This window comes from Streptomyces sp. NPDC031274, from assembly GCF_055570235.1.
In genome coordinates, this window is the sequence record NZ_JBVIHP010000440.1 from 1 (window position 1) to 1,074 (window position 1,074).

Consider the following 1,074-nt stretch of genomic DNA (forward strand, 5'->3'; position numbering starts at 1 on the left):
GGGCGAGGCCCCGAACCGCCACCAGCTGTGCTTCTCCGACGGGACGACGGAGGCGTGGGCGGAGCGGGCCTCGGCGCTCAAGGACCGCGACCACGCGCGCATCGGCGCGGCGATCCACTCCGTACGGGCGGTGCCCGCACGGCAGTTGGGCGCGGTGGCGCAATGGGCATCGGCCCGCAGCGCGCCGCTCCACGTCCACCTCTCCGAGCAGACGGCGGAGAACGAGGCGTGCCTGGCGGTGCACGGCCGGACACCGACGCAGCTTCTCTCCGATCACGGGGTGCTTGGCGCGCGCACGACAGGCGTGCACAACACGCACCTCACGGACGAGGACATCGCCCTGCTCGGCCGCACGACGACGGGCACGTGCATGTGCCCCACGACGGAGCGGGACCTGGCGGACGGCATCGGCCCGGCGGTCCGCCTGCAACGGGCAGGAAGCCCCTTGTCGTTGGGCAGCGACAGCCACGCGGTGATCGACATCCTCGAAGAGGCGCGGGCCATGGAGCTGAACGAGCGCCTGCGCTCGCACACGCGGGGCCACTGGACGGCGGCGGCGCTGCTCCGGGCGGCGACGGCGGACGGGCACGCGGCGCTGGGCTGGGCGGACGCGGGAGTGATCGAGGCCGGGGCACTCGCCGACTTCGCCACGATCGCGCTCGACTCGGTCCGCACGGCGGGCCCGCTGCCGCGCCTGGCGGCGGAGACGGCGGTGTTCGCGGCGTCCGCCGCGGATGTCCGCCACACGGTGGTGGGCGGCCGTCATGTCGTACGGGACGGGTCCCACACCCTGGTCGAGGATGTGCCGGGGGCGTTGTCGGAGGCGGTGGCGGCGCTGCGAGATTGACCCTTTCCCGGCCCCAGGCCGCCGCTTCGCGGCGGATGTTTCCCGCCCTCCCCCAAGCTCTTAAGGAGCAGGGGGGACCCCCATCCCGATTGCCCCGCAGTTGCCCGCCTACCAGCCCGTCCGGCGTTTGAGGACGAACTCGGCGGAGCCGGTGACTGACGGCAACCAAGGCCCCCGCGCCGGAGCGGGTTTTCGGGAAGGGGTGGGGTTGGGGGGAGCACCGGTTG

1 protein-coding gene is annotated in these 1,074 nt (G+C 73.8%); it reads left to right on the forward strand.

Features of this window, described 5'->3' with window-relative positions; genetic code table 11:
- On the forward strand, positions 1–847 hold an 847-nt coding region (locus tag ACZ5CR_RS47015; protein WP_468870202.1), incomplete at its 5' end, for a formimidoylglutamate deiminase.
- Positions 848–1,074: the final 227 nt, after the last annotated feature.